Here is a 15,050-nt window from a genome sequence, read left to right as displayed (position 1 = left end):
ACCCTGAGGGGAACGTCGCTCACCCCATCACCTTCTCACGCGTTCCGCGGGGACCGCGGAACGGTCATCTCGATCTCGGTGCCCTCGCCGGGCGCGGACGTGATCGCCGTCGTGCCGCCGAGGTCGCGGACGCGCCCGCGGATCGACTGGGCGACGCCGAGGCGCCCGTCGGCCGCCGCCCGCTCGAGGCGTCCCGCCGGCATGCCCGGGCCGTCGTCGCGGACGCTGACGATCACCTCGTCGCCGCCGTCCTCCAGCAGCACCCAGGCGCGGGCGCCGGCGCCGCAGTGCCGCGCGACGTTGTCGAGCGCCGCGGCGACGGCCGCGTCCAGCTCCCGGGCGGCGTGCTCGGGCAGCGGGACGGGCGTCGCGGGCGTCGACACGGTGACGGTTCCGGACGTGCGGGCGGTCAGCAGCGGCCGCACGTCCAGCTCGTCCTCCGCCGCGGCGCCGGCGGCGGGACGTCCGGTTCCGGCCGGGGCGCGGGACGGCGTGCGGGGCGCGCTGCCGACCAGGGCGCGCAGCGCGGTCTCCTGCTCCCCCGCCAGCCGGGCCAGCTCGGCGGCCTCGCCGTCGAGCCCGGCGCCGCGCCGCCGCACCATCGCGAGCACCTGCAGCACCGAGTCGTGGATGTCGCGGGCGAGGCGCTCGCGCTCGCGGGTGGCCGACTCCAGTTCGACCGCGCGGGCGAGCCGCGCCTCGGCCTCGCGGGCCAGCCGGACCACGTGCCCGACGACCAGCCCGGCGAGGCCCAGCAGCACGATGCCGTTGAAGGTGCGGCCGCCGATGCCGCCGGCCGTCCCGGCGAGCACGTGCACCAGCAGGTTCGCCAGCGCGAGGATCCCGGCGGCGGCGATGCCGAGGCGCCGGCCGCCCACCACCGCCCACGACAGGACGGCCGCCGCGACCCACGACACCGGCAGCGTCGGGCGTCCGGAGGCGATGCCCGCGACGCTCTCCACCCAGGCGGTCGCGACCACGCAGCCGGACGCGACGGCCATGTCGGCGGCCAGCAGGGCGGGGCCGCGGCGGCGCGGGTCGCGGAACAGCAGCCAGGCGGCGACCGTCCAGCCGGCCATGGCCCCGAGGACGGCCCAGCCGCCGGCCGGGTGCGCGTAGCCGCCGGCGTTCTTGACGATCAGCACGGCGGCGTAGCCGAGCGCGGCGGTCCGGTAGACCGCGACCGCCCGCCACAGCGCGGCGTCCAGGCCCAGGCCGCCGCCGCGGTCCGCGTCACGCGCCGTCGGTCGGCCCTCCGTCGCCGTCGCGGGGGCGCCGCGCGGCGTTCCCGTCCTCGGTCCCGTTGCCGGTCCCGTCCTCGGTCCCGTTGTCGCCGCCGGTCCCGGGCGCGTCCTCGTCCTCGTCGTCGTCGCGGACCGGGCGGACCGGCTTGCCGGCCATCTCGGCCTTCACCTCGGCGGCGTAGCGGTCGACGTACTCCTGGCCGGACAGCTCCCGGATCGCCCGCATGATCTCGTCGGTGATCGCGCGCAGCACCTCCCGGTCGTCCTCGCGGCCGTAGTAGCGGGAGAAGTCGAGCGGCTCGCCGAACCGGACGCCCGGCCGCACCCCCAGCCGGGGCAGCGGCTTGCCGGACGGCATGAGCTCGAACGTGTTGATCATCGCTACCGGGATCACCGGCACGCGGGACTTCAGCGCCAGCCGCGCCACCCCCGTCTTCCCCCGGTACAGGCGGTTGTCGGGGGCGCGCGTGCCCTCCGGGTAGATGCCGAGCAGCTTGCCCTCCCGGAGGATCCGCAGGCCCGTCTCCAGCGCCGCCTCGGCCGCCGAGCCGCCGGTCCGGTCGACCGGCACCACCCCGACCCCGGTGAAGAACGCCTTGCTGATCAGCCCTTTGATCCCCTTGCCGGTGAAGTACTCGCCCTTGCCGATGAAGAAGATCGGACGCATCAGCGGCAGCGGCGCGAAGAAGTGGTCGGCGAACGAGAGGTGGTTGCTCACCATCAGCGCGGGCCCGCGCTTCGGCACGTTGCGCATCCCCTGGTTCCGCGGCCGCCACAGCACGTACATGATGGGCGAGAGGACGATCCTCAGCAGGATCCAGAACCAGAGCATGCCGACACCCTTTCTTTACCGCGCGTGCATGCGGTGTGCGAGCCGAGGACCCGGCTCCGGGGGAAGATGATGGGCTATCTTCGCATCCCGCCCCCGAGCGGCCCACCCGGCCGCCCGGGTAGGCCGGCGGGCCCGCCCGGCGCGGCGCGCCGCGCCGCCGGTTGGCCGTACTCTCTCTCTACGTAATCTCAATTCGGGTGCGCCCGGGGGCTTGTCCCGCGCGGCGCAGCGAATACCGTGGGACACGTCTCAACGTGTCCGGGGGCGCCGCCGCGTGCGGGGGCGCCGCCGGACGCACCTGTCGATGGGGGAGCGGAGGCCGCCATGCCGGTGCTGCCGGTCACGCCGGAGCCGAAGGAGCCGGCCCCGTGAATCGCCGTGGCAACGGCCTGTCGGCCGACACCTACGCTCCGCTGGTCGATCTCGCCCCGCACCTCGCCGACGCGATGCTGACGGCGCTGCGGGACGCGGGCGTCGCCGCCTACGCCGTCCCGCCCGCGGGCGGCGCCGCCGCGGCCGACGACCCGGGCCGGCCCGCCGCCGCGCCCGACGGGCCGCGCGCCGCGGACGCGTCCGGCCGCGCCGCCGAGGACGTCCTCGACCGGCTGTACGTGGACGTCGAGATGAAGCCGGCCGCCGAGGGGATCCTGCGGGCCCACCTGGCGCGGCTGCGCGACGCGGGCGTGCGCGGCTCCGGCCCGGACGCCGAGCGCACCGACGCCGGCCTCGCCGACACCGGGCTCAAGGACCCGGATCCGCAGGACCCGCCCCTCAAGGACGCCGGGCTCAAGGACGCGGGCCGTCCCGACGCGGGACGCGCGGACGGCGGGCTCGCCGACGCCGACCGGCCCGAGCCCGGCGCGCCCGACGGCGCGGACGCGCCCGGCGCCGCCGACGCCTCCCCCGCCGGCACCGCCGAACGCGACGAGGACGCCATCTGGGCGGAGATCGTCGCGGGGTTCGACGCCGTCCCCGAGGGCGACGAGATGCCCTGGCCCGAGCAGGAGAACATCGACGAGCCGCCGGAGCCGCCCGCCGAGGGCGACGACCGCACCGGCCGGCTGCCCCGCGCCCGGGTGATCAAGCCCGCCGCCGAGCCGGAGTTCCCGGCGGCGGACGACGAGGGGCACTACGTCCCGCCGCCGCCCCCGCCGCTGCCCGCCGCCGACCCGCTCACCAAGGGCGCGTGGGTCGCGCTGGTCGGCGGCCCCGTCTACCTGCTGGTCACCGTCATCCTCGACTGGGAGGTCCCCGGCTGGGCCGCGTTCCTCGCGGTCGCGGCGTTCATCGGCGGCTTCGTGACGCTCGTCCTGCGGATGGGCGACGAGCCCCGCGACGGCGACGACGGCGCGGTCGTCTAGCCCCTCACTCCGGCCCGGCCAGGGTGATCGCGCGGTTCGGGCAGGCGTCCGCGGCGCGGCGCGCGGACGCCAGCCGCTCGGGCGGCGGCGCGGCGTCCAGCAGCACCACCAGGCCCTCGTCCTCATCCTGGTCGAACAGGTCGGGGGCGTTGTAGGCGCACTGGCCCGCGCCCCGGCAGGCGTCGCGGTCGACGCTCAGCCGGCCCGCGGCCGCCCCGCTCACGCCCCCTCCCCCGACCACGTCACCGGCAGGGCGTGCACGCCGTACACGACGGAGTCGCGGAACGCGAGCTCCTCGGGCGCGCAGGCCAGGGCGAGGCCGGGGAGGCGCTCCAGCATCCGGGCGAACGCGATCTCCATCTCGACCCGGGCGAGGGTCTGGCCGATGCACTGGTGCGGCCCGAACCCGAACGCGACGTGGTGGCCCGGCGGGCGGGACGGGTCGAACGCGCCGGGGTCGGCGAACGCGCCCGGGTCGCGGTCGGCCGCCGCCAGCGCCACGACGACGCCCTCCCCCGCCGCGATCGTCACGCCGCCCACCTCGACGGGTTCGCGCGCCACGCGCTGCGTGCCGCGGTGGACGATCGTCAGGTACCGCAGCAGTTCCTCCACCGCGGGACGGACGAGCGCGGGGTCCGCGCGGAGCCGCGCGAGCTCGGCCGGGTGCCGCAGCAGCGCGTACGTCCCGAGCCCGATCATGTTGGCGGTCGTCTCGTGCCCGGCGAGCAGCAGCAGCCGCGCCATCGCGACCGCCTCCTCGTGCCCGAGCTCCCCGGCGCGGACCCGTCCGGCGACCCGTCCCAGCAGGTCGTCGGTCGGTTCACGCTCCTTGTCGGCGACGAGCCGGTCCAGGTAGGCGGCGAGATCGGCGAACGCCGCGACCGCCGCGCCGCCGCCGGTGTCCAGCCGGAGCGACTCGGCGCTGCGCTCCTGGAAGAAGTCGTGGTCGCGGTAGGGCACGCCGAGGAGCCGGCAGATCACCAGGGACGGCAGCGGCAGCGCGAACGCCGCGACGAGGTCGGCGGGCGGCCCCTGCCCGACCATCGCGTCCAGCAGCGCGTCGACGGTCTCGGCGATCCCCGGGCGCATGAGGTTGACGCGCCGGACCGTGAACTCCGCGGTCAGCGTGCGGCGCAGCCGCGCGTGCTCGGGGTCGTCCATCCGCAGGAACGACAGCGCGCCGGGCACCGCGGGCAGCGGCAGCAGGTTCGGGAAGTTCGGCCGGGTGTCGTCGGCGCTGAGCCGGGGGTCGGCGAGGACGGCCCGCACGTCGGCGAGCCGCGACACCATCCAGTGCTCCGCCCCGTCGGGCGTCCGGACCCGGACCGGCGGCCCGCCGAGCAGCGCCGCGTATTCCGCCGGCGGGTGGAGGGGGTCGTCGCGATGGACGGGGAAGGGCACCGCGGGACGTGCCATGGGGGTCCTCCGGAATCGTCGGGGCACGTTCACGGTAACGGTCCGGTGAATGGCGTCAACCGCGCATTTCGGCGGCACATTATTCACCTTTCCGCCGCCCCCTGCGTTGACCGGCTCCTTCACCGGCGAGGGGGTACGGGGCGAAGAATTCCGGCGCCCGCGCCGGCCGGTCGTCCATGGCAACCACCTGCGGCGACGCTTTTCGGGTGCGCGGCAACGCATGTTCGTGCCGACGAATTCCACGGCTAATTATGTGTGGCCCGGCGGTAAGTCAGGGCAGGCGGAGATCGGCGACCACGGGGCGGTGGTCGGTGGCGGCGGCGTAGTCCGCGGCGGGCGCCCCCTCGCCCGCGGGGACGCCGCACCCGACGACCTCCACGTCCGGGTCGGCGAAGACGCCGTCGATGCGCCGGCGCGGGGAGCGGGCGGAGAACGTCGCGGCCTCCCCGGCCGGCGCGACCGCGCGGCCGTCCCGGAGGCGGCCCGCCAGCAGCGACCAGGCGGGGCCGCCGGGCTCCTCGTTGACGTCCCCGGCCAGCACCACCGGCGCCTTGTACCGCTCGCGCGCCCGGTCCAGCAGGTCCAGGATCTCCCGGACGTGCCGGCGGCGCGGCTCCGCCGCCAGGTCGAGATGCGTCGACGCCGCGACGAGCCGGGACCCGCCGACCTCCAGGACCGCGACGGCCAGCCCCCGCCGGTGCAGGTCCGGATCGGGGGTGAGCAGGTGGAACTCGCGGGCCGCCCGGCGGACGTGGGGGGCCGCGAGCACCGCGAGCCCGCACGCGCGGCGGCCCGCCGCGACGGCCGTCCCGCAGTCGCGGGCCAGCCGCCGCCGCTTGCCGCGCCAGCCCCAGAACCGCGGGACCTCCTGCAGGCACAGCACGTCCGGGCGGAGCGCGCGGACGACCCGCGCCACGGCGGCCGGGTCGTCGCGCAGCGACCGGACGTTGTAGCTCATCACGCGCAGGGGCGTCACCGGGCCGCGTCCCCGGCCGTCCCCGGCCGTCCCCGGCGTCCCGGTCACGCCGCGCGCCACGGGCCCGTCACGGGGCGGGGGCGGGCACCCGGGCGAGGTCGGCGGCGCCGACGATCCCGGCGGCCGAGCCCAGCTCGGCGATGCGGATGTCGGGCATCGGCCGGTGGCCGCGCCCCGTCAGCGCCTTCGCGAACGACGCGCGGACCGGGTCGAGCAGCAGGTCGCCGGCGTCCGACAGGCCGCCGCCGATGATGAACGCGCCGGGGTCGAGGATGGCGCTGAGGTCCGCCAGGCCCTGCCCGGCCCACTGCGCGACCGTCCGGAAGCACTCCAGCGCCGCCTGGTCGCCCTCCCGCGCCGCCTGCGTCACCTCGGGCCCGCGGATGCCCTCCGGCGTGCCGCCGGCCAGTTCCAGCAGCCGCCCCGCCATCGCGGGCGCCACCCGGGCCAGGTCGCGGGCCTCGTGGACGAGCGCGTTGCCGCTGGCGTACTGCTCCCAGCAGCCGCGGTTGCCGCAGCCGCAGCGCCGCCCGTCCGGGACCACCCGGAAGTGGCCGACCTCGGCGCCGATGCCGAACCGGCCGCGGTACAGCTCGCCGTTCAGGACGACGCCGCCGCCGATGCCGGTGCCGAGCGTGATGAGGACGAGGTGGTCCTCGCCGCGCCCGGCGCCGAAGCGGGCCTCGCCCCAGGCGGTGGCGTTGCCGTCGTTCTCCACCACGACCGGGAGCCCGACGAGGCTCTCCACCTTCTTCTTGATCGGCTCGTCCCGCCAGGCGAGGTTCGGCGCGAACAGCACGGTGGAGCGGGTCTCGTCGACGAAGCCCGCGGTGCCGAGCCCGACCGCGGTGACGTCCGCGTACTTGCCCTTCAGCAGCTCGACGACCTCGGCGATGACCTCGGCGGTCTCCTTGGGGTTGGTCGAGGGCGTCGGCCGCCGGACCTTCTCCAGGATCGTTCCACGGTCGTCGACGACCCCCGCGGCCACCTTCGTTCCGCCCACATCCACGCCGATGGTCAGGGCCATGTACGCATCCTCCTCTTCACGCGTCCCCGCACGGGGCGCGTCCCGCACTGCACGTCAGTCGCCGGAGCCGCCGGTGGCGGCCGACCACGCGTCGCCTTCCGGACGGTCGCGCCGCTCCTCCGACCGCTCAGAGGTACCCGCCGGGCGGCCCGCCGACTCCTGGCGTGGCCGCTTCCGGAACGTATCGGCGTCCCGCTCGGCGCCGCCGCGCGGGCGCCCGTCCCGGGCGCGGTCGGCGGCGGCGATCACGTCGAGGGCGGCCGCCAGCAGCGACTCGCCGGCGTCCCGCAGGTGCCGGGCCGCGTCGCCGCCCGCCTCGCGCCGGATCGCGATGGCCCGGCAGACCGGGCAGTCGCGGCACTCGGGCGCGCCGGTGGCGATGCGCGGCTCCTCCGCGCCGCCGTGCGCGCGGGAGCCGCGCTCGGCGCGCGGCGGTTCGGCGCGCGGCGGTTCGGCGGGCGGGGGTTCGGCGGTCGCCGCCGCCCACGCGTCGCCGGGCTCGGCCGCCTCGGGGCGGTCCGGCTCTTGGTCGGGGGCCGGCTCTTGGTCGGGGGCTCGGTCCCGGGCGTCCGGTCGCCGGGGGACGCCGAAGATGCCGGCGCGGGACGCGCGCCGCAGCAGCGCGTCGAAGACCCGGCCCGCCTCGTCCAGGATGTCGCCAGGCTGGTCGCTCATGACTCCATCATCCATCCGTCGTCGCGGGGGGAGGGCATCCGGTTCAGCGCTCCACCCGGCTCTTGAGGCCCTTGAGCGCGGTGTCGACGATGCGCTTCTCGGCCTTGCGCTTGACCATCCCGGGCACCCGCACCCGGACGTCCAGCGTCAGGTCGTAGGTGACGCGGGTGCCGCCCGCGTCGTCCGCGAGGGTGTAGGCGCCGTCGAGGCCGGTCACGACCGTCCCCTTGTCCGCCAGCCGCCACGTCACCCGATCGTCGCCCTCCCAGGTGTAGAGGAGGCCGACGGTGTCGCTGAACGGGCCGCCGTCGAACGTCAGCCGGGCGCGCTCGGCGCGGCCGTCCGCGTCCGTCTCCTCCACCGTGAACTCCCGGACGCCGCTGGCCCACTCCGGGTACGCCTCCAGATCGGCGATGACCGCCATGATCTCGGCCTTGCCCGCCTGGACGGCGAGGGAGGAACTGGTGCGGTCCGCCATCTGCGTTTCCCTTCCGGCTCTGCGTGACGCGGTGCGTTCATTCGGGTGGACGGTGCGCGGACGGCGCGTGAACCCCGTGCGGACGCCCCCGCCAGTATCCTTCACACCGTCAGGACGTACGGCACGCCGCGCGCACGGAAATGACCCACGTTCACGCATTCCGTCCGTCCGATGCGGATGCGGGACGCGAGCGGCTGGTGCACGTGCCCGAAGAGGACGTACCGCGGCTGCGTCCGGTGGATCGCCTCGAGGACCGCCTCGCTGCCCCGCTCGAACCGGCGCGCCACCGTGTCGTACAGCAGGTCGGGGACGGCCGGCGGGATGTGGCAGCACAGCACGTCGACCTCGCCGACGGCCGCGACCTTCGCCGCGAACGCCTCGTCGTCCAGTTCGTAGGGCGTGCGGTACTCGGTGCGCAGCCCGCCGCCGACGAACCCGAACCGCAGGCCGCCGATCTCGGTGGTCTCGCCGTCCAGGACGCGGTGCCCCTCGCGCAGGTGCGGGCCCCACATGCGCGGGACGTCCACGTTCCCGTACGTCAGGTAGGCGGGGGTCGGCATCGCCGCGAACAGCTCGGCGTACTGGCGGTCGACGGCCCGCTCGATGTGCGGCCAGGCGTCGCCCTCCAGGGACGCCCACAGGTCGCGGGAGAACGCCCGCGCCTCGTCGAACCGCTTCCGGGTGCGCAGTTCGATGAAGCGGTCGGCGTTGGCGCGGCCGAACAGGTCGGCGAAGATGCCCTGCGCGTGGTCGGAGTAGTCGACGAACAGGATGAGGTCGCCCAGGCAGATGAGGGCGTCCGCGCCGTCCGCCGCGGTTCGGAGCGCCTCCGCGCGGCCATGGACGTCGCTCACCACGTGGATCCTCATGAACCGACTCTAATGGGGCGAACCCGGACGGAACACACCCCCCGGCCCCGCTCTCCGCGCGGTCCCGCTCCCCCGCCGGCCGGCGGTCTAGCCGCCGGCGGCCGCGGCGACGAGCGAGCGCCACTCGGCGACGAGCGCCGCGTCCACGGGCACGTCCCAGGAGCCGTCCGGGCGGACGGCCGTGCCGACGTGGAACGACGTGATCCCCGCGGCCGCCAGCACCGCGACGTGCTTGCGGCGCAGCCCGCCGCCCGCCATGATCAGCCCGGCCGCGGCGGCGTCCTCGGCGGCGCGCCGCACCAGGACCTCCACGCCCGCGTCGACGCCCCGCGCCGAACCGGCGGTCAGGACCGTGTCGAGGCCGCCGCCGAAGCCGCGGACGGCCCGCCACGCGGCCGCGGGGTCGGCGGCGCGGTCGAGGGCGCGGTGGAACGTCCAGGGCAGCGGGTCCGCGGCCGCGGCGAGCTTCTCCGTCGCGGCGGCGTCGACGTGCCCGAAGGCGTCGAGGAAGCCGAGGACGAAGCCGTCCGCGCCCGCCGCGGCGAGCCCGGCGGCGGCGTGCCGGAGCCGGTCCAGCTCGGCGCCGGTGGTCCCGAACCCGGCGTTGGCGCGCAGCATCACCCGCAGCGGCAGGTCGGTGGCGTCCCGGATCGCGGCGAGCTCGTCGGGGTCGGGCGTGAGGCCGTCGGCGGCCATGTCGGCGACGACCTCGAGCCGGTCGGCCCCGCCCTCCTGCGCGGCGCGCGCGTCGGCGGCGGTCAGCGCGATCACTTCGAGCAGCGACATGCGGCTCCCCCGGCCAGGTTCCTGTGAGACCCGACCCAGCGTAGAGGAACCGGCCCGGTCCACCACGGGACGGCCGCGCTCTTTGCCGTCCGTTGACCGGGTGGCGCACTCACCGGGCGAACGCCTTTGCTACCCGTGGGTATCATGCCGTTCCGGGAAAGCCGGACGGTTTCCCGCAGTACCAAGATCGATCGAGGAGCAGGCCGTGCGCGAGTTCAGCGTCCCCGCGATGGTGGAGGTCCCCGACTCTGCCAACCTGACCGACGCGCCGTTCGACCGGGCGGCCGAGGCCCCCGGCACCATCGTGCTGCGCCGCAAGCGCGGCGACGCGTGGAGCGCCGTCACCGCCGCCGAGTTCGCCGACGAGGTGACCGGCGTCGCGAAGGGCCTGATCGCGGCCGGGATCGAACCCGGCGACCGGGTCGGCCTGCTGTCGAAGACGCGGTACGAGTGGACCGTCCTCGACTACGGCATCTGGGCGGCGGGCGCCGTCGCCGTGCCGATCTACGAGACGTCGTCCGCCGAGCAGATCGAGTGGATCCTCGGCGACTCCGGCGCCAAGGCCGTGTTCGCCGAGACGGCCGCGCACACCGCGGCGATCGAGCAGGTCCGGGACGGGCTCCCGGACCTGACGCATGTCTGGGGCATCGAGGCGGGCGGCGTCGCCGAGGTCACCGAACTGGGCCGGGACGTCGGCGCGGACACGGCGGTCGAGCGGCGGCGCTCGCGCGGCGCGGCGGACGTCGCCACGCTCGTCTACACCTCCGGCACCACCGGGCGCCCGAAGGGCTGCGAGATCACCCACGGGAACCTGGTGCTGACCGCCCGCAACGCCGTCCAGGGCGCGATCTCCGAGGTCGCCGTCGACGGCAGCGCGACGCTGCTGTTCCTGCCGCTCGCGCACGTGTTCGCGCGGCTGATCGAGGTCGCGAGCATCGAGGGCGGGATCGTCCTCGGGCACAGCGACATCCCGAACCTGCTGCCCGACCTCGCCTCGTTCCGGCCGACGTTCCTGCTGGCCGTCCCGCGCGTGTTCGAGAAGGTCTACAACGGCGCCGAGCAGAAGGCGATCGCCGGGGGCAAGGGCAAGATCTTCAAGGCGGCGGCCGACACCGCGATCGCCTACAGCCGGGCGCTGGACGGCGGCGGCCGGCCGGGCCTCGCGCTCAAGGCCCGGCACGCGGTGTTCAACGTGCTCGTCTACGGCAAGCTGCGCGCGGCCGTCGGCGGGCGGGTGGAGTACGCGGTGTCCGGCGGCGCCGCGCTCGGCGAGCGGCTCGGCCACTTCTTCCGCGGCGTCGGCATCACGATCCTCGAGGGCTACGGGCTCACCGAGACGACCGCCCCGGCGGCGGTGAACCGGCCCAGCGCCATCAAGATCGGCACCGTCGGGCAGCCGATCCCGGGCGTGGACGTCCGCATCGCCGAGGACGGCGAGGTCCTGTTCCGCGGCGTCAACGTCATGCGCGGCTACTGGAACAACGAGTCGGCCACCAAGGAGGCCCTGGAGGACGGCTGGCTCCACACCGGCGACCTCGGCTCCCTCGACGACGACGGCTTCCTGAAGATCACCGGCCGGAAGAAGGAGATCCTGGTCACCGCCGCGGGCAAGAACGTCGCGCCCGCCCCGCTGGAGGACCGGCTGCGCGCCCACCCGCTGATCAGCCAGTGCCTGGTCGTCGGGGACGGCCGCAAGTTCATCAGCGCGCTCATCACGCTGGACGAGGAGGCGCTCGCCCCCTGGAAGGAGCGGCACGGCAAGCCCGCCGCGATGACCGTGGACGAGCTGCGCCGCGACCCCGAGCTCGTCGCCGAGATCGAGGCCGCGGTCGCCGAGGCCAACCGGTCCGTCAGCCGCGCCGAAGCGATCAAGAAGCACGTGGTGCTGGGCGTCGACTTCACCGAGGAGGCCGGGCACCTCACCCCGAGCCTCAAGGTCAAGCGCAACGTGGTGATGAAGGACTTCTCCGGCGAGATCGACGCGCTCTACGCCTCCTGACCCCTACCCGCGCAGGTCCGCGACGGCGGCGCCGACCTCCGTCCCGCCGTTGAGCAGGTCGAGGGTGCGGCGCCGCACGCGCGGCTCGTCGAGCAGCGCCACCAGGGCAGCGGCGACGTCGTCGCGCGTGACGGCGCCGTGCCCGATCGGCGGCTCCCCCAGGCGCACCAGCCCGGTGCCCGGGTCGTCGGTGAGGCGGCCCGGGCGCAGGATCAGCCAGTCGAGGGCGTCCCGCGCGCGCAGGTCGTCCTCGGCCTCCCCCTTGGCCTTCGCGTAGGCGGCCCACACCTCGCCGCGGGACGGGTCGGTCGGCTCGCCCGCGCCCATCGCCGAGATCTGCAGGAAGTCGCGGACCCCGGCCCGCTCCGCCGCGTCCGCCGCGAGCACCGAGGCGGCCCGGTCGACGGTGTCCTTGCGCGCCGCCCCGCTGCCCGGTCCGGCCCCGGCGGCGAACACGACGGCGTCCGCGCCGTCGAGCAGGCCCGCGACCTCTTCGACGGCCGCCTCCTCCAGGTCGCACACGACCGGCTCCGCCCCGGCCTCCCTCAGGTCGTCCGTGTGGTCCGGGTTGCGGATCAGCCCCCGGACCGTGTCCCCCCGTGCGGCGAGCAGCCGGGACAGCCGCAACGCGATCTGCCCGTGCCCGCCCGCGATCACTACGTCCATGAGGCGATCCTACGGCGGGCCGCGGCGGCGCCCTCAGCCGGACGCGGCGCCGCGGCCCGCCAGCGCCGCGCGGGCGAAGCCCATGACGTGCTCGCGCATCGCCGCGACCGCCTCGGGGGAGTCCGGCTTCACGCCGAGCAGCTCGGCGAGCTGCGGCATCGCCAGCGGCATCATCGCGAGCCCGAGCAGGGACAGCACCGCGCGCCCCACCTCGGGTGACGGCTCCTCTCCCAGCCGCTCCGCGAGCGACGCGGCCTTCCGCTCGCAGCGCTCCGCCCGCCACGGCTGGTCGGGCAGCGCGCCGGAGCGGTCGTACAGCGCCTCCCACATCAGCAGCCGCAGCAGGTCGGGGTGCTCGCGGTAGTGGTCGAACGCCTCGCCGACGTACGCGACCGGATCGTCCCCGAGCTCGGCGTTCATCTCGGCGAACTCGTCGAGCGCGACCTTCATGACGGCGTCGAACAGCTTCTCCTTGCTGCCGAAGTAGCCGTAGATCCGCTCCTTGTTGACGCCGGCGCGGACGGCGATGCGGTCGACGCGCGCACCGGCGATCCCGTGCGCGGCGAACTCCTCGCGGGCGGCGCCGAGCAGCGCGTCCCTGGTGGTGGTCGCGGTGTTCTTCGGCATGGGCGCATCGTACCGAACTCTGCACCAACCGGTTGGTTGACATCCAACCAGTTGGTTGGCTACCGTCCCGGGGCATGTCCTCCCCCCTCGCCACCGCGCCCCCCTCGCCCGCGGCCGACACCGGTCACGCGCCGTTCGGAGCGACCCTGGCGGTCCTCTCGGCCACCGCGCTGCTCGCCACGAGCCAGCTGTACGGGATGATCCCGCTGCTCGACCGCGCCGCGTCCGGCTGGAACGCCGGCCCGGCGTCCCTGACCTGGCTCGTCAGCGTGTTCGGGTTCGGGTACGCCGCCGGGTTCCTGCTGTTCGGACCGCTGTCGGACCGGTTCGGACGGCGCCGCGTCATGGTCGGCGGCGTCGCGGCGACCGCCGTCACCACCGCGCTCGTCGCCGCGGCGCCGTCCGCCGGGATCGGCATCGTGCTCCGCGTCCTGCAGGGCGTCACCATCGGCGCGTTCCCGCCCGTCGCGATGGCCTACGTCGGCGAGCGCGTCGCGCCGCACCGCAGGCTCGTCACCGTCACCGCGATGACCACCGGCTTCCTCGCCGCCGCCGTCGTCGGCCAGCTCGCCGCGCAGGGCCTCGCCGCCGCGTTCGGCTGGCGGGCGTTCTTCCTCGCCGGCGGCGCCGCGTTCGCCGCCGCGGCCTTCGCCCTCTCCCGGATCCTGCTGCCGGACGGCCCGTCCGGCGGAGGCTCGCCCCTCGCCGCCTACCGCACCATGCTGCGGCTGCTGCCCGCCCCCGGCCTGTGGCCGCTGTTCCTCGCCGTCCCCGTCGTGCTCGGACCGTTCGTCGCGGTCTACACCGGGCTGCAGCTCACCGGCACCACCGGGCTGCTGGAACTGCGCGCGAGCGCGCTGCCCGTCATCCTCGCGGTCCCGTTCCTCACCGCCCGGCTCGCCCGCGTCCCCGGGCCCGTGCGGGCCGCCGCGGCGCTCGCGCTGGCGGCGGCCGGCGTCGCGCTCGTCGGCCTGCTGGAGCCCGGGACCCTCGGGCTCGCGCTGCTGCTGATGCTCGTCACCGCGGGCACCGCCGTCGCCGCCCCCGGCCTCATCGACATCGTCGTCGCGCGGGCGGGCGCCGCGCGGGCCCCGGCCGTCTCGCTGCACAGCGCGCTGCTGTTCGCGGGCGCCAGCCTCGGGCCGCAGCTCGCCGCGGCGCTGACCGGCCACGGGCTGCGCGCGCTGGGGCTCGTCCTCGCCGCGCTGCTCGCCGCCGGGGCCCTGCTGGTCGCCGCGTCCCGCCGCGGGCCCGCGTGACCCGGGCGGGACGCCGGCGGTTCAGCTCGTCCAGGGCAGCCGGACGCCCTCCAGCTCGGGATCGGCCAGCACCGCCTCGACCAGCGCGGCCGGACCGACGATCTTCGTCCCCCACAGGTCCCAGTCGCAGTACACGATCCAGGACCGGTCCTCCGGCCACAGGTTGGACGGGCAGCTGTTCATGGACGGGTGGTCGTACAGCGGGCCCGCGTCCCCGAGCCGCCCGACGAGCACGGTGTCCTCCTCCCACTCGTTCGTCACGAGCGGGCAGTAGTACGCCAGGCAGCGGGTCCCCGCGCCCGACGGCGTGTACCGCAGCAGCACCCCGATCAGCCGCTGCCAGCTCTCCCGGTCCAAACAGCCCTCGGCGGGCGGCCGGATCGCCGCCGACCAGCTCCCCGCCGGGTGCGCCTGCCGCAGGCAGCGGTTCCCCGGCAGCTTCCCCTCCGGGACGACCGGCTCCCCGAAACCGCGCGCCAGCTCCCGCCACCGCAGCCGCCGCCACCCCTCCCCCGGATGCCCCGTGCGCCCGAGGTCGGTGCCGGTGTCGATCGCGCCCTGCAGCAGCTCGCTGACGTCGCTCACCGGCTCCGGCAGCCGCGGCGCCCCCGTCAGCCCGGCCTCGGCCATCGACTTGTGGAGGTCGTCGTGCGTCGTGGTGACGAGCCCCTCCTCCCACGCGTACATCGCGTGCAGCACCCAAGCCGCGTCGGGACGGCGCGGCGGCTGGAACCCGCTGTACCCGTGCTCGGGATCGAGCTGCTCCAGCCAGCGGGCGGCCGCCCCCGGAACCCGGACCCATGCGTCCTCGACGTGCGCGTTCTCCATATCAGGC

16 protein-coding genes are annotated in these 15,050 nt (G+C 75.9%); 3 read left to right on the top strand and 13 right to left on the bottom strand.

Going from position 1 to position 15,050, the window contains the following annotated elements; all coding sequences use genetic code 11:
- Positions 1–35 precede the first annotated feature (35 nt).
- Positions 36–1,196: a MacS family sensor histidine kinase gene (macS, locus tag H505_RS0135435; RefSeq protein ID WP_425248283.1), complete on the bottom strand. Its 1,161-nt coding sequence runs from the start codon at positions 1,194–1,196 to the stop codon at positions 36–38.
- Between the two features lie 37 nt (positions 1,197–1,233).
- On the bottom strand, positions 1,234–2,076 hold the full coding sequence (locus tag H505_RS46485) for a 1-acyl-sn-glycerol-3-phosphate acyltransferase (RefSeq protein WP_084551171.1): 843 nt from the start codon (positions 2,074–2,076) through the stop codon (positions 1,234–1,236).
- Positions 2,077–2,444: 368 nt separating this feature from the next.
- Here H505_RS46485 and H505_RS0135425 point away from each other — a divergent pair, with 368 nt between their 5' ends.
- The gene (locus H505_RS0135425; RefSeq protein WP_026405730.1) at positions 2,445–3,437 is read left to right on the top strand and encodes a hypothetical protein; all 993 of its coding nucleotides are present in this window, start codon (positions 2,445–2,447) and stop codon (positions 3,435–3,437) included.
- A gap of 4 nt (positions 3,438–3,441) precedes the next feature.
- Here the strand turns inward: H505_RS0135425 and H505_RS0135420 are convergent, their stop codons facing one another.
- The 8 genes from H505_RS0135420 to H505_RS0135385 form a co-directional block, all read right to left on the bottom strand.
- Positions 3,442–3,660, bottom strand: coding sequence for a ferredoxin (locus H505_RS0135420; protein WP_026405729.1), 219 nt, complete (start codon positions 3,658–3,660; stop codon positions 3,442–3,444).
- On the bottom strand, positions 3,657–4,853 hold the full coding sequence (locus H505_RS0135415; protein ID WP_051301522.1) for a cytochrome P450: 1,197 nt from the start codon (positions 4,851–4,853) through the stop codon (positions 3,657–3,659). Before H505_RS0135415 ends, H505_RS0135420 begins: the two co-directional genes overlap by 4 nt.
- A gap of 271 nt (positions 4,854–5,124) precedes the next feature.
- On the bottom strand, positions 5,125–5,811 hold the full coding sequence (locus H505_RS0135410; RefSeq protein ID WP_051301571.1) for an endonuclease/exonuclease/phosphatase family protein: 687 nt from the start codon (positions 5,809–5,811) through the stop codon (positions 5,125–5,127).
- A gap of 85 nt (positions 5,812–5,896) precedes the next feature.
- A complete protein-coding gene (locus tag H505_RS0135405; RefSeq protein ID WP_026405726.1) occupies positions 5,897–6,856 on the bottom strand; it encodes an ROK family glucokinase in 960 nt (319 codons plus the stop codon).
- Positions 6,857–6,910: 54 nt separating this feature from the next.
- Complete coding sequence (locus H505_RS0135400; protein WP_026405725.1) at positions 6,911–7,531, bottom strand: hypothetical protein; 621 nt, start codon at positions 7,529–7,531, stop codon at positions 6,911–6,913.
- Positions 7,532–7,574: 43 nt separating this feature from the next.
- Positions 7,575–8,009, bottom strand: a complete 435-nt coding sequence (locus H505_RS0135395; protein ID WP_026405724.1) for an SRPBCC family protein — start codon at positions 8,007–8,009, stop codon at positions 7,575–7,577.
- A 101-nt stretch (positions 8,010–8,110) separates the two neighbouring features.
- A complete protein-coding gene (locus tag H505_RS0135390) occupies positions 8,111–8,878 on the bottom strand; it encodes a metallophosphoesterase family protein (RefSeq protein ID WP_026405723.1) in 768 nt (255 codons plus the stop codon).
- An 87-nt stretch (positions 8,879–8,965) separates the two neighbouring features.
- Positions 8,966–9,664 carry a copper homeostasis protein CutC gene (locus tag H505_RS0135385; protein ID WP_026405722.1) on the bottom strand — a complete coding sequence of 233 codons (699 nt, stop codon included), beginning with the start codon at positions 9,662–9,664 and terminating at the stop codon, positions 8,966–8,968.
- Between the two features lie 205 nt (positions 9,665–9,869).
- Here H505_RS0135385 and H505_RS0135380 point away from each other — a divergent pair, with 205 nt between their 5' ends.
- Positions 9,870–11,663, top strand: a complete 1,794-nt coding sequence (locus H505_RS0135380; protein ID WP_026405721.1) for an AMP-dependent synthetase/ligase — start codon at positions 9,870–9,872, stop codon at positions 11,661–11,663.
- 3 nt (positions 11,664–11,666) lie between these two features.
- Here H505_RS0135380 and H505_RS0135375 read toward each other — a convergent pair whose 3' ends face one another.
- Together H505_RS0135375 and H505_RS0135370 are read right to left on the bottom strand one after the other, a co-directional pair.
- Positions 11,667–12,329, bottom strand: a complete 663-nt coding sequence (locus H505_RS0135375) for an NAD(P)H-binding protein (protein WP_026405720.1) — start codon at positions 12,327–12,329, stop codon at positions 11,667–11,669.
- A 33-nt stretch (positions 12,330–12,362) separates the two neighbouring features.
- A complete protein-coding gene (locus tag H505_RS0135370) occupies positions 12,363–12,956 on the bottom strand; it encodes a TetR/AcrR family transcriptional regulator (RefSeq protein ID WP_026405719.1) in 594 nt (197 codons plus the stop codon).
- A gap of 74 nt (positions 12,957–13,030) precedes the next feature.
- On the opposite strand from H505_RS0135370, the gene H505_RS0135365 reads away from it, so the two are divergent.
- Complete coding sequence (locus H505_RS0135365; protein ID WP_026405718.1) at positions 13,031–14,215, top strand: MFS transporter; 1,185 nt, start codon at positions 13,031–13,033, stop codon at positions 14,213–14,215.
- Positions 14,216–14,236: 21 nt separating this feature from the next.
- Here the strand turns inward: H505_RS0135365 and H505_RS0135360 are convergent, their stop codons facing one another.
- Entirely contained in the window at positions 14,237–15,043 is an 807-nt protein-coding gene (locus tag H505_RS0135360; RefSeq protein ID WP_051301521.1) for a hypothetical protein, read from the bottom strand.
- Positions 15,044–15,050: the final 7 nt, after the last annotated feature.

Source organism: Actinomadura rifamycini DSM 43936 (assembly GCF_000425065.1).
Taxonomy (GTDB): Bacteria; Actinomycetota; Actinomycetes; order Streptosporangiales; family Streptosporangiaceae; genus Spirillospora; species Spirillospora rifamycini.
This window is presented reverse-complemented; position numbering and strand designations above follow the sequence as displayed.